General features: G+C 64.9%; 25 protein-coding genes. 13 read left to right on the top strand and 12 right to left on the bottom strand.

Going from position 1 to position 25897, the window contains the following annotated elements; all coding sequences use genetic code 11:
- The first annotated feature begins 21 nt into the window (after nucleotides 1-21).
- Nucleotides 22-795: a lysophospholipid acyltransferase family protein gene (locus ACFPAH_RS07325; RefSeq protein WP_379742842.1), complete on the top strand. Its 774-nt coding sequence runs from the start codon at nucleotides 22-24 to the stop codon at nucleotides 793-795.
- A 9-nt stretch (nucleotides 796-804) separates the two neighbouring features.
- Here the strand turns inward: ACFPAH_RS07325 and ACFPAH_RS07320 are convergent, their stop codons facing one another.
- Nucleotides 805-1650, bottom strand: coding sequence for a symmetrical bis(5'-nucleosyl)-tetraphosphatase (locus ACFPAH_RS07320; protein ID WP_379742838.1), 846 nt, complete (start codon nucleotides 1648-1650; stop codon nucleotides 805-807).
- A gap of 242 nt (nucleotides 1651-1892) precedes the next feature.
- Here ACFPAH_RS07320 and ACFPAH_RS07315 point away from each other — a divergent pair, with 242 nt between their 5' ends.
- The 7 genes from ACFPAH_RS07315 to ACFPAH_RS07285 all read left to right on the top strand — a co-directional run bounded on the left by ACFPAH_RS07315 (nucleotide 1893) and on the right by ACFPAH_RS07285 (nucleotide 8807).
- On the top strand, nucleotides 1893-2201 hold the full coding sequence (locus ACFPAH_RS07315) for a hypothetical protein (protein WP_379742835.1): 309 nt from the start codon (nucleotides 1893-1895) through the stop codon (nucleotides 2199-2201).
- A gap of 504 nt (nucleotides 2202-2705) precedes the next feature.
- A complete protein-coding gene (locus ACFPAH_RS07310; RefSeq protein ID WP_379742832.1) occupies nucleotides 2706-3806 on the top strand; it encodes a glycosyltransferase family 4 protein in 1101 nt (366 codons plus the stop codon).
- A gap of 76 nt (nucleotides 3807-3882) precedes the next feature.
- Nucleotides 3883-4194 (top strand): H-NS family nucleoid-associated regulatory protein, encoded by a 312-nt coding sequence (locus tag ACFPAH_RS07305; protein WP_379743032.1) that lies wholly within the window; start codon nucleotides 3883-3885, stop codon nucleotides 4192-4194.
- A 326-nt stretch (nucleotides 4195-4520) separates the two neighbouring features.
- Nucleotides 4521-5906: a phosphomannomutase/phosphoglucomutase gene (locus ACFPAH_RS07300; RefSeq protein ID WP_379742829.1), complete on the top strand. Its 1386-nt coding sequence runs from the start codon at nucleotides 4521-4523 to the stop codon at nucleotides 5904-5906.
- A gap of 23 nt (nucleotides 5907-5929) precedes the next feature.
- Nucleotides 5930-6910 carry a lipopolysaccharide heptosyltransferase I gene (gene waaC / locus ACFPAH_RS07295; RefSeq protein ID WP_379742826.1) on the top strand — a complete coding sequence of 327 codons (981 nt, stop codon included), beginning with the start codon at nucleotides 5930-5932 and terminating at the stop codon, nucleotides 6908-6910.
- Nucleotides 6907-8208 carry a lipid IV(A) 3-deoxy-D-manno-octulosonic acid transferase gene (waaA, locus tag ACFPAH_RS07290; protein WP_379742823.1) on the top strand — a complete coding sequence of 434 codons (1302 nt, stop codon included), beginning with the start codon at nucleotides 6907-6909 and terminating at the stop codon, nucleotides 8206-8208. Before waaC ends, waaA begins: the two co-directional genes overlap by 4 nt.
- Nucleotides 8209-8258: 50 nt before the next feature.
- Nucleotides 8259-8807: a YcxB family protein gene (locus ACFPAH_RS07285; RefSeq protein WP_379742820.1), complete on the top strand. Its 549-nt coding sequence runs from the start codon at nucleotides 8259-8261 to the stop codon at nucleotides 8805-8807.
- A gap of 130 nt (nucleotides 8808-8937) precedes the next feature.
- Here the strand turns inward: ACFPAH_RS07285 and ACFPAH_RS07280 are convergent, their stop codons facing one another.
- The 7 genes from ACFPAH_RS07280 to ACFPAH_RS07250 all read right to left on the bottom strand — a co-directional run bounded on the left by ACFPAH_RS07280 (nucleotide 8938) and on the right by ACFPAH_RS07250 (nucleotide 16874).
- Nucleotides 8938-9876, bottom strand: coding sequence for a M48 family metallopeptidase (locus ACFPAH_RS07280; protein WP_379742817.1), 939 nt, complete (start codon nucleotides 9874-9876; stop codon nucleotides 8938-8940).
- A gap of 44 nt (nucleotides 9877-9920) precedes the next feature.
- Nucleotides 9921-10661: a lysophospholipid acyltransferase family protein gene (locus ACFPAH_RS07275; protein ID WP_379742814.1), complete on the bottom strand. Its 741-nt coding sequence runs from the start codon at nucleotides 10659-10661 to the stop codon at nucleotides 9921-9923.
- A 19-nt stretch (nucleotides 10662-10680) separates the two neighbouring features.
- The gene (gene gmhB / locus ACFPAH_RS07270; protein ID WP_379743029.1) at nucleotides 10681-11256 is read right to left on the bottom strand and encodes a D-glycero-beta-D-manno-heptose 1,7-bisphosphate 7-phosphatase; all 576 of its coding nucleotides are present in this window, start codon (nucleotides 11254-11256) and stop codon (nucleotides 10681-10683) included.
- A gap of 8 nt (nucleotides 11257-11264) precedes the next feature.
- Entirely contained in the window at nucleotides 11265-13352 is a 2088-nt protein-coding gene (gene glyS, locus ACFPAH_RS07265) for a glycine--tRNA ligase subunit beta (RefSeq protein WP_379742811.1), read from the bottom strand.
- A gap of 25 nt (nucleotides 13353-13377) precedes the next feature.
- Entirely contained in the window at nucleotides 13378-14289 is a 912-nt protein-coding gene (glyQ, locus tag ACFPAH_RS07260; protein WP_379742808.1) for a glycine--tRNA ligase subunit alpha, read from the bottom strand.
- Nucleotides 14290-14400: 111 nt separating this feature from the next.
- Nucleotides 14401-15990, bottom strand: a complete 1590-nt coding sequence (gene lnt, locus ACFPAH_RS07255; RefSeq protein ID WP_379742805.1) for an apolipoprotein N-acyltransferase — start codon at nucleotides 15988-15990, stop codon at nucleotides 14401-14403.
- The gene (locus ACFPAH_RS07250) at nucleotides 15990-16874 is read right to left on the bottom strand and encodes an HlyC/CorC family transporter (RefSeq protein WP_379742802.1); all 885 of its coding nucleotides are present in this window, start codon (nucleotides 16872-16874) and stop codon (nucleotides 15990-15992) included. The genes lnt and ACFPAH_RS07250 overlap by 1 nt, the downstream gene beginning before the upstream one ends.
- Nucleotides 16875-17033: 159 nt before the next feature.
- Between ACFPAH_RS07250 and ACFPAH_RS07245 the strand changes: the two genes are divergently transcribed.
- Both ACFPAH_RS07245 and ACFPAH_RS07240 read left to right on the top strand, forming a co-directional pair.
- Nucleotides 17034-17486 carry a (2Fe-2S)-binding protein gene (locus tag ACFPAH_RS07245; protein WP_379742799.1) on the top strand — a complete coding sequence of 151 codons (453 nt, stop codon included), beginning with the start codon at nucleotides 17034-17036 and terminating at the stop codon, nucleotides 17484-17486.
- Between the two features lie 10 nt (nucleotides 17487-17496).
- Nucleotides 17497-19722, top strand: a complete 2226-nt coding sequence (locus ACFPAH_RS07240; protein WP_379742796.1) for a xanthine dehydrogenase family protein molybdopterin-binding subunit — start codon at nucleotides 17497-17499, stop codon at nucleotides 19720-19722.
- Nucleotides 19723-19829: 107 nt separating this feature from the next.
- Here the strand turns inward: ACFPAH_RS07240 and ybeY are convergent, their stop codons facing one another.
- The 3 genes from ybeY to miaB are packed head-to-tail and all read right to left on the bottom strand — an operon-like array spanning nucleotide 19830 to nucleotide 22718.
- Entirely contained in the window at nucleotides 19830-20294 is a 465-nt protein-coding gene (gene ybeY, locus ACFPAH_RS07235) for an rRNA maturation RNase YbeY (protein ID WP_379742793.1), read from the bottom strand.
- Nucleotides 20275-21360 (bottom strand): PhoH family protein, encoded by a 1086-nt coding sequence (locus ACFPAH_RS07230; RefSeq protein WP_379742790.1) that lies wholly within the window; start codon nucleotides 21358-21360, stop codon nucleotides 20275-20277. The genes ybeY and ACFPAH_RS07230 overlap by 20 nt, the downstream gene beginning before the upstream one ends.
- Nucleotides 21357-22718 (bottom strand): tRNA (N6-isopentenyl adenosine(37)-C2)-methylthiotransferase MiaB, encoded by a 1362-nt coding sequence (gene miaB, locus ACFPAH_RS07225; RefSeq protein WP_379742787.1) that lies wholly within the window; start codon nucleotides 22716-22718, stop codon nucleotides 21357-21359. Before miaB ends, ACFPAH_RS07230 begins: the two co-directional genes overlap by 4 nt.
- A 624-nt stretch (nucleotides 22719-23342) precedes the next feature.
- Between miaB and ACFPAH_RS07220 the strand changes: the two genes are divergently transcribed.
- From ACFPAH_RS07220 to ACFPAH_RS07210, 3 genes are all read left to right on the top strand, one after another.
- Nucleotides 23343-23735, top strand: coding sequence for a hypothetical protein (locus ACFPAH_RS07220; protein WP_379742784.1), 393 nt, complete (start codon nucleotides 23343-23345; stop codon nucleotides 23733-23735).
- 355 nt (nucleotides 23736-24090) lie between these two features.
- The gene (gene gstA, locus ACFPAH_RS07215) at nucleotides 24091-24696 is read left to right on the top strand and encodes a glutathione transferase GstA (RefSeq protein ID WP_379742782.1); all 606 of its coding nucleotides are present in this window, start codon (nucleotides 24091-24093) and stop codon (nucleotides 24694-24696) included.
- Nucleotides 24697-24742: 46 nt separating this feature from the next.
- On the top strand, nucleotides 24743-25309 hold the full coding sequence (locus tag ACFPAH_RS07210) for a DUF1697 domain-containing protein (protein WP_379742779.1): 567 nt from the start codon (nucleotides 24743-24745) through the stop codon (nucleotides 25307-25309).
- 49 nt (nucleotides 25310-25358) lie between these two features.
- On the opposite strand, the gene ACFPAH_RS07205 is transcribed toward ACFPAH_RS07210, so the two are convergent.
- A complete protein-coding gene (locus tag ACFPAH_RS07205; RefSeq protein ID WP_379742775.1) occupies nucleotides 25359-25631 on the bottom strand; it encodes a PEP-CTERM sorting domain-containing protein in 273 nt (90 codons plus the stop codon).
- Between the last annotated feature and the right edge of the window lie 266 nt (nucleotides 25632-25897).

Here is a 25897-nt window from a genome sequence, read left to right as displayed (position 1 = left end):
CCGCTCGCCGCCCCTGTATCCATGACACGTCTTCGCCTCGCCTGGCGCCTCGCGCGCGTGACCGTCCACCTGCTTGCCGGGCTGGCCACCTGCGCGCTCGTGTTCCCGTGGGCCGGGCGCGCCCTGCGCGACGCCGCCACGCGGCGCTGGTCGCGCCGCCTGCTTGCCATCTACAATGTGCAGGTCGAGGCGGCGCCCGGCGCCAGGCCGCTCGAGCATGCCGTCTTCGTCGCCAACCACATTTCGTGGCTCGACATCTTCGTCATCGACTCGCTGTATCCGTGCCGCTTCGTGGCCAAGGCCGAAATCCGCGCCTGGCCGGTGCTCGGCTGGCTGGCCGCCGCCGCCGGCACCGTCTTCATCGCGCGCGGCAACCGGCGCGAGCTGCGCCACCTCTTCAAGGGGCTGGTGGCGGTCTTGCAGCAGGGCGAACGGATCGCCTTCTTCCCGGAGGGCACCGTCGCCAGCCAGGGCCAGGTGCTGCCTTTCCACGCCAACCTGTTCGAGGCGGCGATCGACGCCCGGGTCGCAGTGCAGCCCTGCGCGCTGGCCTACCTCGACGCCGAGGGTGGCTGGCATGCGAGCGTGGATTACACCGGCGACGTCAGCTTCATGCAAAGCATCGCCAGGATCCTGGGCGGTCCGCCGGTCAGGGCGCGCCTGGCCTGCCTGGCGCCGCTGGAAGGCGAGGGCGCGCACCGACGCGAGCTGGCGCAGGCGGCGCACGACGCGATCGAGCAGGCGCTCGCCGCCGAGGGCAGGCCGATGGCCGTGGCGCCCGCAGCGGGGCGATAAGGGCTGTCGCTAGGGCTTGCCGCTGTGCGGCCGGTATTCCGGGCAATCGACCTGCAACAGCTTGCGGTCGTCGAGGCAGACGGCAGTAAGCTTGCCGCCCCAGACGCAGCCGCTGTCGAGCCCGATCAGGTTGGGGCGCAGGACCAGGCCCAGCGCCGACCAGTGGCCGAACACCACCGTGACATCGAGCGTGCGCCGTCCGGGCAGGTCGAACCAGGGCAGCAGGCCCGATCCGATCGGGCCGCTTTCGCTTTCCTTGTGCGCGAAATCCATGGTGCCGTCGGGCAGGCACAGGCGCATGCGGGTCAATGCGTTGACGATGCAGCGCAGGCGCGGGACGCCTTCCAGGCCGTCGTCCCAGCGGTCGGGCTCGTTGCCGTACATCTGCGCCAGGAAATCGATCCAGCCTTCGCTGCGCAACATGGTCTCGACTTCGCCCGCCAAGGCCATCGTCTGCGCCGCATCCCATTGCGGCGGCACGCCGGCGTGCACGCACAGGTGGGCGTCGACGAACATGGCAAGCGGGCGCTGGCGCAGCCAGCCGATCAACTCGTCGCGGTCGGGCGCGGCCAGGATCTCCTCCAGGGTGTCGGATTTGCCGGCGCGCTGGGCGCCCACGGCCACTGCCAGCAAGTGCAGGTCGTGGTTGCCCAGCAGGGCTTCGACCCGTCCGCCGCTCGCCTCGTGCAGCGCCTTCATGCTCCGCAGCGCCATCAGCGATTCCGGGCCCCGGTTGATCAGGTCGCCGACGAACAGGATGCGCGCGTCGCCTTGCGCATCCTCGGCGATCTTCTCGAGCAGGGCCTGGGCCTCGTGGGCGCAACCCTGCAGGTCGCCTATGACGTAAGTTTTCATCGTTTCTTTTTCAGTGGCGCGGCGGCCACGCGCCGCGCAGTGTGTTGGCTGGATCATGCGCACGCACCGCCGGTGCGGGCGGCGGTTTGCCTTCGGGGCATACTAAATGATTTTGGCGGCCGGCGGTGGCAGGGACCGATGGCGCGGCATCGTATGCAGCGTGCATGGACCGATTGTTGGCCGATGTGGCCCGGCAAGCCTGTGCAGGTAATTGCCGGTAATCGACGAGTGCCAATCATTGGTTGCCGCTGTTTCGCCATATCCCGATTATCCCGGCAGCGGCTATTGCTGTCGTATCGGCGGTCGCCGCGAAACAAGTCTGGCGTACGGGTTATCGTGCGATCGTCTTGCGGCCGATGTCCACCGGCGGCTTTGTCCTTGCATTTGGACGCTGGCGAAAACGGCACCGACTGGCCGTCTTTCCGCAAGCACGGCAAGCCCGACTGCATTTGAGCGAGCTTATCGGCGAAGCGGACATGATCGCCGCCGCTGCGACAAAAGCATTGCTGCCCGAATGCGTTCGCGGGCATGGCGAAAGCGTGGCGGCTTGAATCGGATCTCCTTTGACGAGCCTGTTTTCGGAATCGTTTATATCGATGCCATTGCCATTCCAGGATGGGCAAGGCATAGGCCACTCACGCCCGGCATTCCGCTTGCCACGCCGGCTCGCCGTACCGGCCTGTTGTCCTGCACGGCAGCCGTCCCGGACGGTTTTAGCCCGCAGTCTTATGCGTTACTGGACAGGAATGGCATTTGTACCAGGTTTGTACCAATCGAGGCAGCAGTGCCGTTGAAACACCTGCCAGGTTACGCCGATACCTATTTTGAGGCAGCGCAAATGTCATTTTCTTTCGAGCATGGCAATGGCAGGCGATTTTGCGCAATCGTGTGCATGCGCCACACGATAAACTGGCGTGCCGGGATGAGGGCGCTTATGCGGTTAGAATGGAATCACGGTCCGAACGCAGGCGCGGTCCGACCTGCCCGCCGCCGACGCAATGCACGCCAGCGAGCGCCCTGCGCTGTACCCGAACGGTGAAATCCGCAGGATATTCATGTTCTCTTTCCTCGTCAGCTTCGCCTGTTCCGCTCTGCTGACCCTGCTTGTCATCAAGCAGGCGAAACTCCATGAGCCTGCGCTCGACTGCAATTTCCGCGGCGTCCAGCGCGCCCACAGCCACCTGGTGGCGCGTATCGGCGGCCTGCCGATCTACCTCGCGGTGGTGCTCACGGCAGCGGTCTCGATCTGGCGCGAGCCGGCGCTGGCGCAGTGGCTGGCCTTGCTCCTGGTCTGCGCCTTCGTGGCCTTCATCGGCGGCCTGTTCGAAGACTATACCGGCGCCGTGCGTCCCTCGCGCAGGCTGCTGCTGACGATGGCGGGCGCGATGCTCGCCTACCTGCTGCTCGACGCCAGGATCGGCCGCATCGACTTGCCGTTCGGCCTCGTATTGTGGATGTCGAACTGGCTGGCGCTGCCCCTGACGGTATTGGCGGTGGCCGGTATCGCCAATGCGGTGAATATTATCGACGGCTTCAACGGCCTGGCGAGCATGGTAACGATTTGCATGCTGCTCTCGCTCGCTTATGTAGCGTTGCAGGTGGACGACATGTTCGTGCTGATTACGGCCTTGACCGTTGCCGGTGCCACCGCCGGCTTCCTGGTCTGGAATTATCCGGTAGGCCTGATCTTCCTCGGCGATGGCGGCGCCTACTTTATCGGATTCATGCTCGGCGAACTGGCGATGTTGCTTGTAATGCGCAATCCTGAGGTATCGACCTGGTATGCAGCACTGTTGTTGATTTACCCCGCATTCGAAACAATCTTTTCCGCTTACCGTCGTATGTTTGTACGTGGCAAATCGCCGGCTGTACCCGACGGTATTCACTTGCATAGCCTTATTTTCAGGCGTATTGTCAGGTGGACTGTCGGTATGAAGGAGGCTCGTGCACTGCTGAAGCGAAATGCCCGCACCTCGCCCTATTTGTGGTTATTTTCACTCATGGCGGTGATCCCGGCGACATTGTTCTGGCAAAACACCATTGTCTTGATAGTATTCTGTTTGTTGTTTGTAATCAGTTACGTCTGGCTGTATGCGCGTATCGTTCGATTCAAGTCTCCACGATGGCTCATTTTGCGCAAGAAGGACTGGCAATAAATTGCCAATGTAGTATATTGCGACATTTGGTGAGAATTCACCTGAATTGGATTAACCCAACACTCAAGGAACGATGATGGATCTGTCAAATATGTCGGTGGGCGATTTGCGCAACCTGCAGGAGCAAATCAAGCAGGAAATGAAACAGCGTGAGCACCAGGAAGTGCAACAGGCGCGCGAGCAGATCCTGGCAATCGCCCAAAAGGTCGGTGTTCCGCTGAAAGACCTGATCAATACCCCGGCGCGTGGCGGAAAAACCGGCACGGTCGCCGTGCGTTATCGCCACCCGGACAATTCGTCGCAGCAATGGACTGGCCGTGGCCGCCAGCCGAAGTGGGTCAAGGAGTGGGTCGAAGGCGGCAAGTCCCTCGACAAACTCCGCGTTTGATGATGAGAACTCGATAAACCTGCTGCGCGTCGTATTCTTGGCCTGCGGTGCTCGCTGTACTACTCGTACAGCTCCGCGCCTCGGCCAAGACTACTTCCGCTCGCTACGGTTTCTCGAGTCCTCGATACGCTAACTGGTGTTCGGGTTTGAACATCGGTCGTGTTACCGGCGCTCGCCGGTGCGCACTCTAGCTGGCCACGGGTTTCCCGGGTGGCCGCGCTAGCCGCTACAATACTTCCTGTTTTGTCATCCCACTAATATGCGGTGCCTTCGCTGTCCTGTTGCTGCAGGCTGGCGGCTTTGCGCCTGACTTTTCAAGGTAGAACATGGTTGCTCTCTCAAAAACGATCTTCAAGGCTTATGACATCCGCGGCGTCATCGACAGCACGCTCGACGCCGGCGTCGCGCGCAGCATCGGGCAGGCCTTTGGCCGCGCCGCGCTGGCGAAGGGAGAGCGCAAGGTCGTGATCGGCCGCGATGGCCGCCTGTCGGGGCCGGAACTGGCCGCGGCGCTGGCCGAGGGCCTGCAGGCCGCCGGCGTCGACGTCGTCGACCTCGGCATGGTCGCCACCCCGATGGTCTATTTCGGCACCAATGTGCTGGAAGGGACGCGCTCGGGCATCATGGTCACCGGCAGCCACAATCCGCCCGACTACAACGGTTTCAAGATGGTGCTGGCGGGCGAGGCGATCTACGGCGACGCCATCACCGGCCTGTACGAGAGCATCCTGGCGCATGACGGCAGCGACGCAGCCGAACCCGGCGCCTATTCCACCCACGACATCCGCGCAGCCTACCTCGAACGCATCGTCGGCGACGTCAAGGTCGCGCGCCCGATGAAGATCGCGGTCGACTGCGGCAACGGCGTGGCCGGCGCCTTCGCGGGCGACCTGTACCGCGGCATGGGCTGCGAGGTGGTCGAGCTGTTCTGCGAAGTGGACGGCCACTTCCCGAACCACCACCCGGACCCGGCGCACCCGGAAAACCTGCAGGACCTGATCCGCGCGCTGCAGACCACCGACGCCGAGATCGGCCTGGCCTTCGACGGCGACGGCGACCGCCTCGGCATCGTCACCAAGGATGGCCACATCATCTATCCGGACCGCCAGATGATGCTGTTCGCGGCCGACGTGTTGTCGCGCAATCCGGGCGCGGAAATCCTGTACGACGTGAAGTGCACGCGCCACCTGGCGCCGTATATCGAACAGCATGGCGGCCGCCCGCTGATGTACAAGACCGGCCACTCGCTGGTGAAGGCCAAGCTGCGCGAGACGGGGGCGCCGCTGGGCGGCGAAATGAGCGGCCACATCTTCTTCAAGGACCGCTGGTACGGCTTCGACGACGGCCTGTATTCGGGCGCGCGCATGCTCGAGCTGCTGACCCGCTTCGACGACCCGTCGAGCGTCCTGAACGCGCTGCCGATGGCGATCAGCACCCCCGAGCTGCACCTGCACCTGCAGGAAGGCGAGAATTTCGCCCTGATCGACAAGCTGCGCACGGACGCGACTTTCCCGAGTTCGGCGAAGATCAACGACATCGACGGCCTGCGCGTCGAATACCCGGACGGCTTCGGCCTGGCGCGTTCGTCGAACACGACGCCGGTCGTGGTGCTGCGTTTCGAAGGCGAGAGCCCGGAGGCCCTGGCACGCATCCAGGACGAGTTCCGCAGCGTGATCCTGGCCGCCAAGCCGGATGCGAAACTGCCGTTCTGAAGCGGTCCTGAAGAGAGATCCACGTGAAGATATTACTGGTGCGCGTGTCGTCGCTGGGCGATGTGCTGCACAACTTGCCCATGGTGGCCGACATCCTGCGCCACCATCCGGGCGCCACCATCGACTGGGTGGTGGAAGAGGGCTATGTCAGCCTGGTGCGCCTCAATCCCCATGTGCGCAAGATCATTCCCTTCGCGCTGCGGCGCTGGCGCAAGGGGCTCGGCAAGGCGGAGACCCGCGCTGAAATGAAGCAGTTCTGGCGCACCCTGCGCGAGGAAGAATACGATGTCGTGTTCGATACCCAGGGCCTGCTCAAGACCGGGATCATCATGGGCGCCGCGCGCGTTCGCCGCGGCGGGCGCAAGGTCGGCCTGGCCAACGGCAGCGAAGGCTCGGGCTACGAAGGCGCCTCGCGCTTCTTCCATACCGAGAGCATCCCGCTCGACCCGCGTACCCATGCGGTAGCGCGCGGCCGCCTGGTCGCCGGCGCCGCGCTCGGCTATGCGGTCGATACGCCGCCCGACTTCGGACTGCCGCCGCCCGAGGCCGCAAAACGGCCCGGCTGGCTGCCGCGCGAGGACTATGCCGTCTTCTTCCACGGGACGGCGCGCGACGCCAAGAAGTGGTCGCCGGCGAACTGGATCGCCACCGCCCAGGCGCTGGCGCCGATGCCGGTGCTGCTGCCCTGGGGTTCCGAAGGGGAGAAGCGCGAGGCCGAACAGCTCGCCGCCGGCATGCCGAATGCGCGCGTGCTGCCGAAATTGTCGATGATGGACGCGGTCACGCTGGCGCAGCAGGCCGCGCTCGCGGTCGGCGTCGACACCGGCCTGACCCACATCGCCGCCGCCTTTTACCGGCCGACCGTCGAGATCTACGCGGATTCGCCGAAGTGGAAGACCGAGGGCAACTGGTCGCCTTCCATCGTCAATCTCGGCGACCAGGGCGCGCCGCCCTCGGCAAGCGACGTCATCGCCGCGGCGCGCGGCCTGCTTGGCGCCCGATGAACCGCACCCTGTATTCGATCCTGTGGTGGCTGGCCCTGCCGCTGGTGCTGCTGCGCCTGTGGTGGCGCGGGCGCAAGGAGCCGGGCTACCGCAGCGGCGTGGCCGAGCGCCTGGGCTTTTACCCGGATTTGCCGGGCCCGGCGCGCCCGACCTTCATGGTGCACGCCGTGTCGGTCGGCGAGACGCGCGCGGCGCAGCCGCTGGTGGAGGCCCTGCTGGCCAACTGGCCCGACAGCCGCGTGCTGCTCACCCACATGACGCCGACCGGGCGCGCTACCGGGCGCGCGCTGTTCGCGCACCACGGCGAGCGCGTGGTGCAGTCCTTCCTGCCTTACGACACCGGCTTCATGGTCGGCCGTTTCCTGCGCCATTACGCGCCGCGCATCTGCATCCTGATGGAGACCGAAGTGTGGCCGAACCTGATCCAGGGCTGCGCCGTGCACGGGGTGCCTGTGGCGCTGGTCAACGCCCGCCTGTCCGAGCGCTCGCTGCGCCGCGGCCAGCGTTTCGGCACCCTGATGTCGGGGGCGGCGCGCGCCATCACGGTGGTGGCGGCGCAGACCGACGACGACGCCGCGCGCATCCGCTCGCTGGGCGCGCCGAAGGTCACGGTCACGGGCAGCATCAAGTTCGACGTGGTGCCGCCGCAAGCTGCGCTGGAACTCGGCGCCTGGCTGCGCGCGCAAATGGGGGCCGCCGCGGGCGCGCGTCCGGTGCTGCTGTGCGCCAGCACCCGCGAAGGCGAGGAGGAACTGATCCTCGACGCGTACGCGCGCCTGGACCCGCGGCCGCCCGGCATGCTGCTGGTGCTGGTGCCGCGCCACCCGCAGCGCTTCGACGAAGTGGCGCAGATGGTGCGCGCGCGCGGCCTGTCGCTGGCGCGCCGCTCGCAGCTGTCGGACGCGGCAGCCGGCGCCGAGGCGGCCGCCGGGGCGCAAGTTGTCCTCGGCGACTCGATGGGCGAGATGTTCGCCTATTACGCGGCCTGCGATTGCGCCTTCATCGGCGGCAGCCTGCTGCCCCTGGGCGGACAGAACCTGATCGAAGCCTGCGCCCTCGGCAAGCCGGTGCTGGTCGGCGAGCACACCTTCAACTTCCTGGACGCGACCGACGAAGCGGTGGCTGCGGGCGGCGCCGTGCGGGTGCCGGATGCGGACGCTCTGCTGGCGCAGGCGGCGGCGCTGCTGCGCGACGCCGGCCAGCGCGAGGCGATGGGCGCGCGCGCCGCGGCCTTCGCGCAGCGCCATCGGGGCGCGACCCTGCGCACTGTTGAAGTCTTGCAACAGGAAATAGCCTAGGGTTTGATACCATTGCTTTTTGAGCACGGTAGAAGAAGAAGGGGGCGCGCATGTCGTCGTTGAATGACCCAGGGCCGGCCGGCAACACCAGGCCGACCGCCACCATGGCGCACCAGGGTATGGATGGGATGAACGACGCTTACTACGGCGCGGCAGGCAAGGTGCCGCGGACCGCCCCGAGCCAGGCCCAGCTCGCCTTATGCGACCTGCATTTCTTCGTGCGCTATTCGCTGCGCGAGTACGTCGGCTTCATGTGGCAGCATGGCGGCTACCTGATCCGGCGCCGCCATATCCGCTGGCCCGCCAGCCTGTACATGCAGCTGAAAAGCACCCTGAGCGCGGCCTTCCGTTTCCTGATGCTTGGACGTAACCGCCGCACCTACGAATTCACCATCGACCGCCACGGCATCGTGCGCACCAGCGGCGGCGTCACCCTGATCGACTGGGCCGACGTCACGGCCGTGCGCACCTACTCGCGCGGCTTCATGATGGTCCTGAAACGGGGCACGCTGCCGATTCCGTTTCGCTGCCTGGACGAGGCGCAGCAGGGCGCGATGCGCATGCTGGCGCAGGCGCGGCGGGATAATGTGTTGAGGTAGCCAAGGGCCTTGCGGCTTCTCAGGCGATGTTTGAACGCGTGGACGGGAAACCCGTCCACCCTACAGGTGCAAAGGACGTAGGGTGGACGGCTTCGCCGTCCACGCGTTCAACTAACGCAAGCGCAGCCGGTCAATCCGCAAACAATACCGGCATCTCATGCGAGCGCCGCCGCAATTCGAGGCGCGCGCCATCGTAATCCGCGAACACCGAACCGACCACCGCCCAGAAGCGCGGGCTGTGGTTCATTTCGCGCAGGTGCGCCAGCTCGTGCACGACGACGTAGTCGACCAGCGGCAGCGCGTAATGCACCAGGCGCCAGTTCAGGCGGATGTTCCCGGCCACCGTGCACGATCCCCAGCGGGTGCCGGCCGACGACAGCGTCAGCGAACGGTAATGCACGTCCAGCTGCGGCGCGTACAGGTCGAGCCGTTCGACGAACAGGCGCTTGGCCTCGGCCTGGAACCACAGCTTGATGCGCTCCTTGAGCTGCCACTCCGACAGCCCCGGCGTCACGCCGACCCGCAGTTCGCGCGTCTCGGGATCGAACGCGCAGTGGCTGCGCGCCGCCTCCTGCAGGCGCAGGGTGATCTCGCCACCGAGGTAGGGCAGGCAGGCGCCGTCGACCCAGCGCAGCGGCGCGCGCTCGGCGCGCTTGGCGCGGCGTTCGCCGCGTTCGTGCAGCTTGGTCAGGATCCAGCGCTGCTTGGCGCGGATCGCGTTGTCGATGTCGGGCAGGATGGCGCGGCGCGGCGCCGTCACGTGCAGGCCGTCGTCGTCGATCATGAAGCCGATCGAGCGGCGCGACGAGCGTTTCAGTTCATAGTCGACCGCGTACTGGCCCAGCACGATGCGCCGCAGCGGCGGATCGTCAGGCGTGCGTGGCGGGGAGGGGAGGTTGATGCGCGGCGGGCTCGGAGGCGCCTTGAACAGCGGCTGCGGCGGTGGCGGCAGCGGCCTTGCGGCCGGCGCCGTCGGGGGAGCGTTCAGGACCCGGTCGAACGGGTCCTGCGTGCTGGTGTCTTGCTTGAACAGGTCCAGCTGGGACCCGTTGATCTTGGGGGAAGTCATGGCGTGCTGAAGTGGAGGTGCTTTGATCAGCGCGCCGACTTCGTTCAACCACCGGTGTAGACGTGGGGCGAAATGACGCGCATTTCTGATTCTATCCAATTTTCGACCTCTTGCATCAGACTCTCGGGAGTGTGGTGTTGCGGCGATATCGGCTTACCAATTGACACGGTCACCAGGCCGGGACGTTTGATAAACGAATTCTTGGGCCAGCATTCGCCCGAATTATGCGCGATCGGCACGACCACGGCTTGGGTTTCGACAGCCAGCCTCGCGCCGCCGCTTTTGTACTTGCCTTTTTTTCCGACCGGGATGCGCGTCCCCTCCGGGAACATGATGATCCACTGGCCGTCGGCCAGGCGCCGCTTGCCGTGCTTGACCACGTTGGCAAACGCGTTCTTGCCCTCCTTGCGGTCGATCGGGATCATGCGCAGCAGCGCCATCGCCCAGCCGAAGAAGGGAATGTAGAGGATTTCCTTCTTGAAGACATAGACCAGCGGGCGGGTCAGGTTCGGCAGCAGGAAGATCGTCTCGAAGGCCGACTGGTGCTTCGAGAGCACGATCGCCGGCGCATCGGGCAGGTTCTCGTAGCCCTTGAACTGGTAGCGGATGCCGCAAATGACCTTCGCGCACCAGATGATGAAGACGTTCCAGCGCGAGGTCACCCAGAAGCGCTTGTTGTAGGGCAGGGGCGCGGCCAGGAAGCAGACGCAGGCCCAGACCACCGTGGCGACCGTCATCACGACGGCAAACAGCAGGGAACGCAGGAAGGGAACGACGTTACGCAAAAAAGACTCTCTTTCGACTTCAGTTGGGCTGGGACTGCGGCGGGGCCTGGGTGCGCGGCGCCGTCTTGAGGAAGGCCGTGACCATCGCGGCCAGGTCGGGGAAGACCTGGGTGCCGGGAGGCAGGCCTCCGGTCTCATGGGTTTTTTCACCCTTCCCGGTCAGGACCAGGTAGGGCAGGCAGCCTTTGACGAAGCCGGCCTGCAGGTCGCGCAGCGAGTCGCCGACCGTCGGCACGCCTTTCAGGCTCACCTTGAAACGCTTGCTGATCTCCTCGAACATCCCGGCCTTGGGCTTCCTGCAGTCGCAATTGTCGCTTGCTGCATGCGGGCAGAAGAAGACGGCGTCGATGTCGGCCCCGACCTGCTGGGCGTGGTCGTGCATCTTCTGGTGGATCGCGTTCAGGGTCGGCATGTCGAACAGTTCGCGCGCGATGCCCGACTGGTTCGAGGCGATGATCACGCGGTAGCCGGCCTGGTTCAGGCGCGCGATCGCTTCGAGCGAACCGGGAATCGGGATCCACTCGGCCGGGCTCTTGATGAAGTCCGGCGAGTCATGGTTGATGACCCCGTCGCGGTCGAGGATGATCAGCTTCATGTCGGGCATCAGGCGGCCAGTTTGGAGATGTCGGCGACGCGGTTCATCATCCCGTGCAGCGAGGACAGCAGGGCCAGGCGGTTGTTGCGCAGCGCCTCGTCCTCGGCCATCACCATCACGTCATTGAAGAAGGCGTCGACGTCGTCGCGCAGGCGCGCCAGGGTCTTGAGCGTGCCGGCGAAGTCGCCCGCGGCGAAGGCGGCGTCGACTTGCGGACGAACTTCTTCGATTGCCTGGTACAGCTTGCGCTCGGCGTCTTCCTGCAGCAGCGACTCGGACACCGCCCCGATGGCGGCGTCGGTCTTTTTCAGGATGTTCGTGATGCGCTTGTTGGCGGCGGCCAGCGAGGCGCTTTCCGGCAGGGCGGCGAAGGCCTGCACCGCTTCCAGGCGCTGCACCACGTCGTCGACGCGGTCCGGGTTCTGGGCCAGCACCGCCTCGACCTCGTTCGGCGTGAAGCCGCGCTCGCGCAGCATGCCGCGCAGGCGGTCCAGCATGAAGGCGGCGACCTCGGTACGCGGGTCCTTGAAGGCAGGCTGGCCTTCGAAGACCCTGGCGGCGTCCGCCAGCAGCTCCGAAATCGACAGCGGCAGGCGTTTTTCCACCAGCATGCGCATCACGCCCAGGGCATGGCGGCGCAGCGCGAACGGGTCTTTTTCGCCGGTCGGCTGCAGGCCGATGGCCCAGATCCCGACCAGGGTTTCCAGCTTGTCGGCCAGGGCGACCGCCAGGCCGGTATTCGTCGACGGCAGCTTGTCGCCGGCAAAGCGCGGCTGATAATGCTCGGAGGCGGCCAGCGCCACTTCGTCGTGCTCGCCATCGTGGCGCGCGTAATAGGTGCCCATAATGCCCTGCAGCTCGGGGAACTCGCCGACCATGTCGGTCAGCAGGTCCGCTTTCGCCAGGCGTGCGCCGCGTTCGGCCCGCGCCACGTCGAAGCCCAGGCGCTTGGCGATGGCGCTGGCGAGCGCCGTCACGCGCTCGGTGCGCTCGAGCTGGGTGCCCAGCTTGTTGTGGTAGACGACACTCGCCAGCTGCGGCAGGCGCGACTCGAGGGTTTTCTTCTTATCCTGCTCGAAGAAGAACTTGGCGTCCGACAGGCGCGGGCGCACCACGCGCTCGTTGCCGCCGACGATGTGCTGCGGATCGCTGGTCGCGATGTTCGAGACGATCAGGAAGCGCGAACGCAGCTTGCCCTCGGCATCGGTCAGCGCGAAGTATTTCTGGTTCGTTTGCATGGTGAGGATCAGGCATTCCTGCGGCACGGCCAGGAAGGCTTCCTCGAAATGGCATTCGTAGACCACCGGCCACTCGACCAGGGCCGCCACTTCGTCGAGCAGCGATTCCGGCATCAGGACCTGGTCGGCGCCCGCTTTCTCCAGCAGCTGGGCGCGGATGCTGTCCTTGCGCGCCTCGGCCGAGGCGATCACCTTGCCTTCTTCCTCGAGGATCGCAGCGTAGTGATCGGCGTGGGTGATGGCGATCGTGCCGCCATGCGACAGGAAGCGGTGGCCCATGGTCTGGCGGCCGGCGTCCAGCCCCAGCAGGGTCAGGGGCAGGACCTGTTCGCCGAGCAGGGCCAGCAGCAGGTGCACAGGACGCACGAAGCCGACCGTGGCGCCGTCGGGACGCTGGTAGCTCATCACTTTCGGGATCGGCAGCTTGGCCACCGTGTCCTGCAGTACGTCCTGCAGGCCGCCGGCGAGCGCACTCCCCGGCGCGGTATAGGTGTAGAAGAAGCTTTCGGCCTTGCCGTCCTGGGCGCGCTCGAGGTCGGCGATCTTCAGGTCGGGAAAGCCCAGCGCAGCCAGCTTCTTGCCAAGCGGCGCGCTCGGCTTGCCTTCCTTGTCCAGGGCCACCGAGACCGGCAGCACTTTTTCGCGGATCGATTTGTCGGGCGAGGTCGCGCGCACATTGGTGATCGAGACGGCCAGGCGGCGCGGGGTGGCGTAAGGGGTGACGACGCTGTCGGGTTCGAGGAAGTCGCGGGCTTTCAAGCCGTTGGCGATGCCGGCGGCAAAGGCCGCGCCCAGTTTGACGAGTGCCTTCGGCGGCAGTTCTTCGGTCTGCAGTTCGACGAGTAATGTTTGATTCATGGTGTTGTTCTTGTCAGTACTGGGCTTAGGCGGCAACGGCGGCGGCGCCGAGCATCGGGAAGCCGAGCTTCTCGCGCGAGTCGTAATAGGCTTGCGCCACGAGGCGCGACAGCGTGCGCACGCGGCCGATGTAGGCGGCGCGCTCGGTCACGGAAATGGCGCCGCGCGCGTCGAGCATGTTGAAGCTGTGCGAGGCCTTCATGATCTGCTCGTAGGCCGGCAGCGTCAGTTCCAGCTCGATCAGGCGCTTCGCTTCCGACTCGTGGTTGGCAAAGGCGGCGAACAGCAGCTCGGTATTCGCGTGTTCGAAGTTATAGGTCGACTGCTCGACTTCGTTCTGGTGGAAGACGTCGCCGTAGGACAGCGTCTTCTTGGTGCCGTTCTCTTCCCACTCGGTCCAGACCAGGTCGTAGACGTTTTCCACGCCCTGCAGGTACATCGCCAGGCGTTCGATGCCGTAGGTGATTTCGCCCAGCACCGGTTTGCAGTCGAGGCCGCCTACCTGCTGGAAATAGGTAAATTGGGTCACTTCCATGCCGTTCAGCCAGACTTCCCAGCCCAGGCCCCAGGCGCCCAGGGTCGGGCTTTCCCAGTCGTCCTCGACGAAACGCACGTCGTTCTTTTTCAGGTCCAGGCCCAGCGCTTCGAGCGAACCGAGATACAGGTCGAGGATGTTTTCCGGGGCCGGCTTCAGCACCACCTGGTACTGGTAATAATGCTGCAGGCGGTTCGGGTTCTCGCCATAGCGGCCATCCTTCGGGCGGCGCGAAGGCTGCACGTAAGCCGCGCGCCATGGTTCCGGTCCGATCGCGCGCAGGAAGGTGCCGGTGTGGAAGGTGCCGGCGCCGACTTCCATGTCGTAGGGCTGGAGCAGGGCGCAGCCTTGCTTGTCCCAGTAGGACTGCAAGGTCAGGATGATTTGTTGGAATGTGAGCATCGGCTTGTCAGGCGCGCGCAGCGAGGCGCGCATAGTGTAGGTTTGCAGGTTTGCTAATAAGGGCAATTCTAGCGGGTTTTAACTGGCCTCTGGGACCAGATTTCCACTCGACTATTCGCCATGTGGCTTTTTCTTTCTGTAATTGCGCCCCAGGAACCATGCCGCCGCCAGCGCCAGTGCGCCCAGCACCAGGAAGGCATAGTTGCCGAACCGGATGTAGGGCGTCATGCCGCTGGTGCCGCGCACGGTCGCGTTCAGCACGCCCTCGGTATAGAAGGGCAGCGCCTGGGTGATCCGGCCGCGGTGGTCGATGACGGCGGTGGCGCCGTCGTTGGTCGAGCGCAGCATCGGCCGGCCGGTTTCCAGGGTGCGCATGCGCGAAATCTGCAGGTGTTGCGGGATCGCCGTCGACTGCCCGTACCAGGACAGGTTCGACATGTTCAGCAGCACCGTTGCCGGCTGGGGCGCGTTGCGCAGCTGCCAGGCGATCTCTTCGCCGAATACGTCCTCGTAGCAGATGTTCGGCAGCACCAATTGATCCTTGACGGCGAACGGCGCCTGCAGCCCCTGGCCGCGGGTGGCGTCGTTCAGCGGCAGATTCAGCATGTCGGTGAACCAGCGGAAACCGGGCGGGATGAATTCGCCGAAGGGGACCAGGTGCGCCTTGTCGTAGCGATACGGCTGCGGTTGCGGGCTGAGGGCGATCACGCTGTTGGCATACTGTTGCGGGCCGTCGAGCAGCGGGATGCCGACGGCCAGGGTGCTGCCGCTCTTGCTGGCAAATTCCTGCAGGCTCGACAGGTAGCCGGGCGGCAGGTTTTGCGGGAAGGAGGGGATCGCCGTCTCCGGCGTCGCGATCAGGTCGGCGGGGGCCGCCGTGATCATGCCGCGATAACGCTCGAGTATGCTCGAGAGGAATTCGTAATCGAACTTGCGGTCTTGCGGGATATTTCCTTGCAACAGACGCACGCTGATCGGCGCACCGGTTTCCTGGGTCCACGCGATGCTGCGCAGGCCGAAGCCGACCGCCAGCAGGGCAGCGAGCAAGCCGATCGCCGGCAGGCGCGCGCGCTGCGTTTTCTGGGTAAGCATCACGATGCAGCCGGCGCATACCGCGACCAGCACGCCGATGCCGTAGACGCCGACCAGCGGCGCGTAACCCGCCAGCGGAGCCGTGTCGTGGGCATAGCCCGACACCGACCAGGGGAAGCCCGTAAACACCCAGCCGCGCATCCATTCGGACACGCCCCAGGTCACGGGCAGCACCAGCAGCACGAAGGCGGCCAGCGGCAGCGACCAGCGCCGGCGCAGCCAGCTTGCCACCCCGGTCGCAAACGCCCCGAACAGGCCCATGTAGAGCCCGAGCAGGACGATGCCGAGCACGCCGAGGATGGCCGGCAAGCCGGCGAAACGGGTCATCAGGACATACAGCCAGAACATGGCGCCGACCGACCAGCCGAAGCCGAAGGCCCAGCCGAGCAGGGTGGCGCGCTTGACCGAGCTGCCCAGGCCGACCTGGTAGAACAGCCAGGCCAGCAGCACGAACTGCAGCGGCCACCAGCCGTAGGGCTCGAAGGAGAACAAGGAGGCGCCGCCGGCGAGGGCGGCGCTGACCAGCAAGACCAGTGAGGGACGCGTGCCGCGCGCTGCGGCGGCCTTGATCGGATCGACCGGGGCAGGAGCAGAGCGGCGACGCAGCATCAGTCCTCGTCGCGGTCGATCAGGGTGGAAGGCAGCTTTTCGACCAGCAGGACGTGGATCTGGCGTGCGTCGGCGCGCAGCACTTCGAAACGCAGGTTACGCAGGGTAAATTCTTCGCCTTTGTGCGGCATGCGCCCGAGGTGGCCGGCAACAAAGCCGCCGATGGTGTCGGCTTCGTCTTCGGGGAGGTCGACGCCGATTTCTTCGTTGAACTGGTCGATCTCGGTCAGGGCTTTGACGCGCCAGCGCGGGCCGTGCTGGCCTTCCTTGATCGAGAGGACATTGTCTTCTTCCTCGTCGAAGTCGTATTCGTCCTCGATGTCGCCGACGATCTGCTCGAGCACGTCTTCGATGGTGATCAGGCCGGCGACGCCGCTGTACTCGTCGACGACGATCGCCATGTGGTTGTGGTTGGCGCGGAAATCGCGCAGCAGCACGTTCAGGCGCTTCGACTCGGGAATGAAGATCGCCGGTCGCAGCATGGCGCGCACGTCGAAGGATTTCTCTGTGTAATAGCGCAGCAGGTCCTTGGCCAGCAGGATGCCGACTACCTTGTCGCGTTCGCCTTCGATGGCGGGGAAGCGCGAGTGCTGGGTTTGCAGCACGATCGGCAGCCATTCCTCTATCGGGTCGGTGATGTCGATCACGTCCATTTGGGAACGGGGCACCATGATGTCGCGCGCGGACAGGTCTGAAACCTGGAACACCCCTTCGATCATCGACAAGGCGTCGGCGTCGATCAGCTTGCGCTCGTGTGCTTCGTGCAGCACTTCAAGCAGCTCGGTGCGGTTTTCTGGCTCAGGGGAGATGAGTGCGGTCAACCTTTCGAAGAGGGACCGATGGGGTTTGGCGTCCTGGCGGACGTCACTGGGATACTCGGGCATAGTTGGCGTGAAGCCGTTGTTACGATAGGCATAGGATACACCAAAAGCGCCGGGGCCGATTCGCCGGGGCGATTGGATCGGGCGCACGCATGGGGCGCCCGGCAGAGTGCGGGCGCTTGCCTTATCATTGAATAATTGGTTTTCAAGCAAAGGAAGTGCATGCCCGCCCTCACCATCAACGGCAATACCGCCAACCTCGACGTACCCGACGACATGCCCCTGCTGTGGGTCTTGCGCGACGTCGCCGGCCTGACCGGCACCAAGTTCGGCTGCGGCCAGGCGCTGTGCGGCGCCTGCACCGTGCACCTCGACGGCCAGCCGATCCGCTCCTGCGTCACCCCCGTCTCGGCCGCGGCCGGCAAGCAGGTCGTGACGATCGAGGCGATCGCCCAGGACCCGGTCGGCGCCAAGGTGCAGGACGCCTGGCGCCAGGTCGACGTGGTGCAATGCGGCTATTGCCAGTCGGGCCAGATCATGTCGGCCACCGCCCTGCTGCGCGCCACGCCGGCACCGAGCGACGAGGAGATCGACAACGCGATGGCCGGCAATATCTGCCGCTGCGGCACCTATGGACGCATCCGCCAGGCGATCAAGATCGCCGCCGGCAAATAAGGGGACGCAGATGAGCAAACCGAAAGACGTCTCGCCTGCGCGCCGCCGTTTCATGCAACTCGGGGCCACCGCCGGCGGCGGCCTGCTGTTCGGCTTTTCGCTGTTTGGCTGCAGCAAGGACGGCGCGCGCAAGGAAGCGCCGCCGGAACAGGCGGTCGGCCAGGCCTCCACCCACCATTCGGATACGCCGGCCGGGCTGGCGCGCGACGCCTTCATCCGGATCGACCGCACGGGTATCGTCACGCTCGTGATCCACAAGGTCGAGATGGGGCAGGGCACGTTCACCTCGATGCCGATGCTGCTGGCCGAGGAGCTGGGGGCCGACCTGTCGAAAGTCAAGCTCGAGCAGGCGCCGGCAAACAACGAGCTGTACGCCGACCCGCTGCTCGGCGGGCAAGTCACGGGCGGCTCGACCTCGGTGCGCGGCGCCTGGAAGCCGCTGCGCGAAGCCGGCGCCATGGTGCGCAGCGTGCTGGTCGCCGCCGCGGCCAAGCAATGGGATGTCGATGCCGACGAGCTGCAGGTGGTGGCCGGCACGGTGCGCCATGGGAAATCCGGGCGTGCGGCCCATTTCGGCGAACTGGTCGACGCGGCCTCGAAGATGGACTTGCCGAAGACGGTCACGCTGAAGGACCCGAAGCAGTTCGTGCTGATCGGCAAACCGATGCGCCGCCTCGATTCGCCGGCCAAGGTGAACGGCGAAGCGCTGTTCGGCATCGACGCGCGCCTGCCGAACATGGGCATCGCGGCCGTGGCGGCCTCGCCCGTGACCGGCGGCAAGCTCGTCGGTGTCGACGAAGCGAAAGCCCTGGCGGTCAAGGGCGTGCGCCAGGTGCTGCGCCTGGAAGGGGCGGTGGCGGTCGTGGCCGACCATTTCTGGGCCGCCAAGCAGGGCCTGGCGGCTGCGGCGCCGCGCTGGGACGATGGCGCCAACGCCAAGGTCTCGCTGGCCGGCATCGTAAACGACATGATGAAGGTGTCGGAAGGCACGGGCGCGGTGGCGAAAAACACCGGCAACGCCTTGCAAGCCCTGGAGAACGATGCCGGGCGCAAGGTCGAGGCCATCTATGAGATGCCCTTCCTTGCCCACGCCACCATGGAGCCGATCAATTGCACGGTCGACCTGCGCGCGGACGGCTGCGACCTCTGGGTCGGCACCCAGGTGCCGGCGCTGGCGCAAGGGGCGGCGGCCAAGGTGGCCGGGATCCCTGTCGAGAAGGTCAAGGTCCACAACTATTATATTGGCGGCGGCTTCGGGCGCCGGCTCGAGGTCGACTACGTGATCCAGGCGGTGGCCTTTGCCCGCCTGGCCAAGGGGCCGATCAAGTTCATCTGGACGCGCGAAGAGGACATCCAGCACGACATGTTCCGGCCGTACTACGTGGACCGGCTGGCGGCCCGGCTGGACGATAAAGGCCGGCCGGCGGCCTGGTTCCACCGCACCACGGGTTCTTCGATCATGGCGCGCTTCGCGCCGCCTGCCGTCAAGAACGGCGTCGACCCGGATGCGGTCGAGGGCGCCGCCGATTTGCAGTACACGATTCCGAATGTGCGCGTCGAATACGTGCGCCACGAACCGCCGGGCGTGCCGACGGCCTTCTGGCGCGGCGTGGGGCCGACCCACAACGTGTTTGTGGTGGAAAGCTTCATGGACGAGCTGGCGCAGGCGGCCAAGCAGGATCCGGTCGTGTTTCGGCGCGCCCTGCTGGATAAATCGCCGCGCACGCTGGCCGTGCTGAACCTGGCGGCGCAAAAGGCGGGCTGGGGCAAGCCGCTGGCGCCGATTGCGGGCCGCCGCGTCGGGCGCGGCGTGTCGACCCAGTTCGCGTTCGGCAGTTATATGGCGCAGGTGGCCGAGGTCTCGGTCGGACCCGAGGGCGACGTGCGCCTGCACCGCGTGGTGTGTGCGGTCGATTGCGGCCAGACGGTCAACCCCGACACGATCGTGGCCCAGATCGAGGGCGGCATCATCTTCGGCGCCACGGCAGCCTTGTGGAACGAGATCACGATCCAGCGCGGGCGCGTGCAGCAGACCAACTTCGGCGATTATCGGATGATGCGCATCAACGAAGCACCCAAGGTCGAAGTCCACATCGTCCGTAGCATGGACGAGCCGGGCGGGATCGGCGAGCCGGGTACGGCGGGCATTGCGCCGGCGCTGACGAACGCGGTGTTCGCGGCGACGGGCAAGCGGATTCGGAAGTTGCCGATCGGCGATCAGCTGGGAAGAGGGTGATGTTGTAGGGTGGGCGGCTATGCCGCTCACGCGTTCAACCAGGGCCGGAATAGCCGAGCAGGTTCTTCAAGCCCGATTTGAACGCGTGAGCGGGGGACCCGCCCACCCTACGCGTACGGATCCGGATACCCGAGCACTTCCATGATGTCGCGCTCGAACTGTTCCATTTCCTCGGCTTCTTCGTCGTGCTCGTGGTCATAGCCCTGCGCATGCAGCACGCCGTGCACGATCAGGTGCGCCGCGTGTTCCTCGACGGTTTTCTTTTGCTCCTCGGCCTCGCGCAGCAGCACGTCCGTGCACAGGACGATGTCGGCCTGGGTCGGCTCGTCTTCGCCCAGTTCCTCGCCTTCGTTATAGGCAAAGGTGAGCACGTTGGTGGCGTAATCCTTGCCGCGGTAGTCGCGGTTGAGGGTCAGCCCCTCCGCGCTGTCGACGAAGCGGATCGTCAGTTCGGCCGGCCCGAGCAGGGTCGCGCGCACCCAGCGCTCCACCAGTTCCGGGGTGATGGTCGATTCGAGGCGGGCGTCCGGGTACTGGACGTCCAGGTCAAGCTCATGGTTTTTTTCGGACATTTCGGGTCGTGGCAGGTTTCGTCAGTGCGCCCATTTCCTGGACGGCGGTAGCGGTTTCATAGGCATCGACAATGCGGCCCACCAGCGGGTGGCGCACCACGTCGGCGCTCGAGAACTGGGCAAACGCGATGCCGCGCACGTCTTTCAGCACGTGCATGGCGTCGACCAGGCCCGAGCGCTGGGTCTTGTGCAGGTCGACCTGGGTGACGTCGCCGGTGACGACGGCCTTGCTGCCGAAACCGATACGGGTCAGGAACATCTTCATCTGCTCGACGGTCGTGTTCTGCGCCTCGTCGAGGATGACGAAGGCGTGGTTCAGCGTGCGGCCGCGCATATACGCCAGCGGGGCGATCTCGATCACCTGTTTTTCAAATAATTTCTGCGTGCGGTCGAAGCCGAGCAGGTCGTACAGCGCGTCGTACAGCGGGCGCAGGTAGGGATCGACCTTCTGGCTCATGTCGCCCGGCAGGAAGCCGAGGCGCTCGCCGGCTTCCACCGCAGGGCGCGTCAGGATGATGCGCTTGACGGCGTCGCGCTCGAGCGCATCGACCGCGCAGGCCACGGCCAGATAGGTCTTGCCGGTACCGGCCGGGCCGATGCCGAAGCTGATGTCGTGCTCGAGCACGGCCTTCAGGTACTGGATCTGGTGCGGCGTGCGCCCGCGCAGGTCGCTGCGGCGGGTTTTCAGCATCGGGCTGACCAGTTCGGCGTCGCCTTCGCCCGCTTCGGCCTCATCGGCAGCTTCCGGCGCCTTGGCGCCGGCGGCCGGCGCGCCTTCGATCGTCGGTTTCAGGCCGGCGCGCTGTTCGACCAGCGCCAGCTGCACTTCTTCGATCGGGACGATCTTGTTGGCCACCGCATAAAAGCGCTCGAGCAGTTCGACCGCGCGCTCGGCATTCGCGCCGCTGACGATGAATTTCTCGCCACGGCGGAAGATGGTGACGTCGAGCGCCGCCGAAATCTGGCGCAGGTTCTCGTCGAGCGGACCGCACAGGTGGGCAAGCCGCGTGTTGTCGAGCGGCTCGGGAATGAAATACGAGGGCTGGGAAGGGTTTTGTGTTTTCAACTGGCTTTGGCAATCGTATCGAGATTGGCGACGAGTTCGCCGCGCAGTGAGTAATCCAGGCTTTCGGTGACGCGCAGGTCGACCAGTTGGCCGATCAGTGCATTGCCTGCCGTGCCCGGTGCGAAAATGACCACCCGGTTGCTCTCGGTGCGGCCTTGCAGTTCGGAAGGATCTTTCTTGGACGGCCCCTCGACCAGGACGCGCTGGACCGTGCCGACCATGGCCGCGCTGTACTTGCGCGTATTGGCGTCGATCAGCGCCTGCAGGCGCTGCAGCCGCGCCAGCTTGACCTCGTGCGGCGTGTCGTCCTCCAGGTTGGCGGCCGGGGTGCCTGGACGCTTGCTGAAAATAAAGCTGAAGCTGTTGTCGAAGCCGACGTCCTCGACCAGCTTCATCATGGCCTCGAAATCGGCATCGGTTTCGCCCGGGAAGCCGACGATGAAGTCCGACGAGATCGCGATGTCGGGGCGTACGGCGCGGATGCGGCGGATGATCGATTTGTATTCGATGCCGGTGTAGCCGCGCTTCATGGCGCCGAGGATGCGGTCGGACCCGTGCTGCACGGGCAGGTACAGGTGGTTGACCAGCTGCGGGATCTTCGCGTAGGCGTCGATCAGGCGCTGGGTGAATTCTTTCGGATGGCTGGTGACGAAACGCAGCCGTTCGATGCCTGGAATGTCGGCAATGTATTCGAGCAGCAGGGCGAAGTCGGCCGTGTCGCCGTTCTCCATCACGCCGCGGAAGGCATTCACGTTCTGGCCGAGCAACATGATTTCCTTGACGCCCTGGGCGGCCAGGCCAGCAACTTCCGTCAGCACATCCTCGAAGCGGCGCGACACTTCTTCGCCGCGGGTATAGGGCACGACGCAATAGCTGCAATATTTACTGCAGCCTTCCATGATCGAGACATAGGCGACCGGGCCTTCGACCTTCGCGGGCGGCAAGTGGTCGAATTTTTCGATTTCCGGAAAGCTGATGTCGACCTGGGCGCTGCCGCTGCTGCGGCGCTCGCGGATCATCTGCGGCAGCCGGTGCAGGGTCTGCGGACCGAACACCATGTCCACATGCGGCGCGCGCTTGACGATGGCTTCGCCTTCTTGCGACGCCACGCAGCCGCCGACGCCGATGATGAGGTCCGGGCGCTGGCGCTTCAGTTCGCGCAGCCGGCCGAGGTCGGAAAATACTTTTTCCTGAGCTTTTTCGCGTACGGAACAGGTATTAAACAGAATGACGTCCGCATCGTCGGGTTTGTCGGTGCGCACCAATCCATCGGAGGCGCCCAGCACGTCAGCCATCTTGTCCGAGTCATACTCGTTCATTTGGCAACCAAAGGTTTTAATGAATACTTTTTTCTGCATGGAATGCTTTGTTGAAATGTGTGCTGACGCTTTGACAAGGCGCCAACGGAGTTTAACGTAAATCCTCATATGCAGCCGGAATCCGCGTGCGGAAGGGCATGCAAGCTGGGTTATCGATGCTTGTTGGAATTAATCGTTGCTACGACCGAAACGATTATCAAGATAATCAGATTGTTAAATTTCCAGAAGGAATCGAATTGCGGTAGCCAAGGCAGAGTCAGCGTTTGCTCAATATATTTCCTGTTGTAAATCAAAGCCTTCGGTCTAAATTCTTTTACACAAATTAACGCAAGAAATCTCTTGCGTGCGCCACAAATAATCCCCATGTGTTGAAATGCTTATGTGACAAGCTTTCCACGCGATAGCTTGATTTCCAACAATGAGTCATGTGTTCAAGACGGATGTGCAGCTTCCGTATGGGTCTGATAATTTGTTTGAAAGACAAGTGCGTTCGGGGGAGTGTTAAGCAGGGCGCATGCGCTCCGGCATTGTTCTTAAGCGAAATCTCAGACTTGTTCTGTTTAATCGTCCAGGAGCGTGTCCGGGAACTTAGTTTGACGGAAGGTAGTCATTAACAAAGTTCGTAACGGAACTATTTTAACCACACTCGCGAGGTAAAAAATCATGGCACATCATGCTTTGTCTTCACAGGAAAGTTACAACCCCAACCACCTGCTCGACATTCTGCTTGGCAAAATGCAGCTGAAAAACGACGCTGCGCTGTCGCGCATGCTCGAGGTGGCCCCGCCGGTCATCAGCAAGATCCGCCACCACCGCCTGCCGGTCGGCGCCTCGCTGCTGATCCGCATGCACGAAGTGACCGGGATGAGCATCCGCGACCTGCGCGACCTGATGGGCGATCGCCGCACCAAGTATCGCCTGTCCGATGCCCAAGGCCGTCCAAAGCCAGAAGAAAAGGCAGCCGCAGCCGCAGCCGCCCAGCAACAGCAGCAGCAACAGCAGCAAACGCAGAACACCGACGCCTCTTCTACGACGTCCGGCAACTATGCGCACTAATACCGACGGCGTGGCAGCCATTGCCATGCCTTCGGTGAAGCCAGGCAGCGGCCCGGCGTCCTGAGGGCGTCGCGCACGCTGCCTTTTTTACGCGTCCCGCCGGCATCAAGGCCCGCAGGACGTCCTCTTTTCCTTCCTTGCTTTGAGCTGCTCGCCTCCGTTCGCTGGCGCCGCCTCGCCGCGTGCCCCCTCGCCCGAGCAGGCAATCACGGTGCTCGCAGTGCATTGACCGGCCCCAAGCAATAACGCGCCGGTTATTGTATTCTCGCCGAGCCCCGCCGTCATGCCAATCCGGCATCCGTATCGCGTGCTGCCGTCCGGCCGGGCTTGCTTACTCCAAAACAAAAGGATATCGATGAAACTCTACTTCAGCCCAGGCGCCTGCTCGCTGTCCCCCCACATCGTCCTGATCGAGGCCGGCCTGACCTACACGACCGAGCCTGTCGACCTGCGCGAAAAGCGCATGGGAGGCGGCGAAGATTTCCGCGCGATCAATCCGAAAGGCTATGTGCCCGCGTTGGCGCTCGACGACGGCAGCCTGCTGACCGAAGGCCCGGCGATCGTCCAGTACCTGGCGGACCTGGCGCCGGCAGCCGGGCTGCTGCCGGGCGTGGGCGATGTCGAGCGCTACAAGGTCCTCGCCTGGCTGAATTATATTTCGGCCGAACTGCACAAGAACTTTAGCCCGCTGTTCGGCCCGGCGCCGACGGAAGACATGAAGACTTACGCCCACAAGATGCTGGCGCTGCGTTTCGCCCACGTCGCCGAGCACCTGCAGCAACGCGCGTTCCTGGGCACGCAGTTCAGCATCGCCGATGCCTATTTGTTCACCGTGCTCCGCTGGATCGATTTCGTCGAGCTCAGCCTGGACGAGTGGCCGTCGCTGCAGGCCTACCGCGACCGCATCGCGGCCCGCCCGGCCGTCCAGCAGGCCCTGCGCGAAGAAGGCCTGATCAAATAAGCCCCTGCGCCCCGACTCCGGGGCGCGGCGCGGGTATCATGTACACATGACGAGCACTCGCTACATCGCCCTGTTACGGGGCATTAACGTTGGCCGCGCGAAACGCGTCGCCATGGCCGACCTGCGCAAGCTGGTCGCGGATCTAGGCTATGGCGACGTGCGCAGTGTACTCAATAGCGGCAACCTGGTGTTCAGCGCCGACGGCATCGCGGCGGACGCCGCTGCCGCCGCGATCGAGGAGCAACTGGTGCTCAAGCTGGGCCTGGCGGCCCGCGTCACCGTGCTCAGCCGCGACGACCTGGCGGCCGTGCTCGCCGAGAACACCTTGCTGCCGGTGGCCGAAGACCATTCGCGCCTGCTGGTGTTCACGCTGGCCGACGGCGCCGCGCGGGCGCAGGTGGCGCCGCTGTGCGAGCGCGACTGGGGCGACGAGGCGCTGGCCGTGGGGCAGCGCGCCGCCTATGTATGGTGTCCGGAAGGGATGCTGGGCAGCGCTGCCGCCACCGCACTCGGCAAGCATCTGGGTGACAACACGACCTCGCGCAACTGGAATACGCTGTGCAAGCTGTACGCCCTGTGCAGCGAGGCAGGATCGGTACCGCCGGGCGCCTGAGCAAGCCACACCTGGTCACGCCACACCTGCGCGCCCAGCCCGGCACGTATTACTTGAACTTCTCGCTGCTGTCCCGGCGTGCCCGGTAGCCGAGCAGCACCAGGCCCACCAGCATCATCGCAAACACCTCGGGCTCGGGCAATTCGGACATCGTCACCGGCAGCGCTGCCAACTGCGGACGGACGGGCTGGGCCGCGTCGACGGCGCGCGTTGCCGGCGGCGCCGCGCCGCCGGGTGCTTCCGGTACCAGCTCGATCAGTTTGGCCTGCGCGGCACTGCCGGCCACGAGGGCTAGCGCCAGGGCGAGTGCGAATTTGTTCACGATGGTTCCTTTTCTCACGGCCGCTACGGATACGACGACAAACTGTACAGGTGCAAACTGCCACAAACAGCAGAGTCGACGGAGCCCGGCAGGTGCAACGATGGCGGCGGTAGGGCAGCGACGCGCAATAAAGCATAGCAAAAGGCGCGCGCGCGATCGCGTTCGATTCGTTGCGAAAATACGCGCGGCCGGTGCGCCCTTGCACACAGCGCGCATGGCCGGATCATGTGAAATAAATGCGACAGGTGCTCATGCAGGCAATACTA

It is taken from the genome of Massilia sp. GCM10023247 (assembly GCF_042653325.1).
Classification (GTDB): domain Bacteria; phylum Pseudomonadota; class Gammaproteobacteria; order Burkholderiales; family Burkholderiaceae_D; genus Telluria.
Note: the sequence above shows the minus strand (reverse complement) of the source record. Positions and strands in the feature narration are given on the sequence as shown.